The organism is Oleiphilus sp. HI0125, from assembly GCF_001635355.1.
Genome location: NZ_LWGF01001358.1, coordinates 1 through 697, shown reverse-complemented (window position 1 = coordinate 697; position 697 = coordinate 1). Strand labels below are relative to the sequence as shown.

1 protein-coding gene is annotated in these 697 nt (G+C 40.2%); it reads right to left on the bottom strand.

The genetic code is table 11. The annotated features are described in order from the left end of the window. The coding region (locus tag A3762_RS27990) for a hypothetical protein (RefSeq protein WP_197469531.1) at window positions 1–697 on the bottom strand (697 nt) is incomplete at both ends.

Sequence of the window (697 nt, the reverse complement as noted above, 5' to 3'; positions counted from 1 at the left end):
CTGAATCTGATAAACCGTCACCATCACTGTCCGCTGAACGCATATAAGAGACAACTCGGCTATTTGAAGGGTTTGCGAGATCAATACTTAACTCATCGAGATTAGGAATGCCATCCATATCAAAATCATCGGGATTCCCTTGGTCTCTCGCACTACACGCCGGATCATAAATAAAATAGTCTTGCGAGTTTTTAACTCCATCCCCGTCAAAATCTTGATCAGTTGATGGTACAAAACCGTAGCCAATTACGGCTGAAGCAAAATCATCGACGAACTTGTCACCCACATTATTAGGCTTAGATGGGTCTGTTTGATGGATAGAAAACTGGATCGAACTACCTACAGGTAAAGACTCTATACTTAATTGCGGCTGGAAATTTTCATCATCCGCAACAAATTGACCGTCGACAGACCATAAAGGTATCAAAACTTCAAAAATACTTGATGCAACAGTTTCAGCAACCGAAATTATATCGCCCTGCCCATAAAAACTATTGTCAAACTCAAGAATAGAGGCTGCGTTTAAAGGAACTGTAGCTACAGATACAGCAGGTGTTAAACCTTCTATTTCACCAATACGATAAGAATATCCAACTGTTAACTCCTCATTATATAAGAGCTCTGTTTGGATATCGTAGCCATTAACGGGATCTAGATTTTCATTAAGTAAAACAGTTCCACCTGCATACCATCGAGG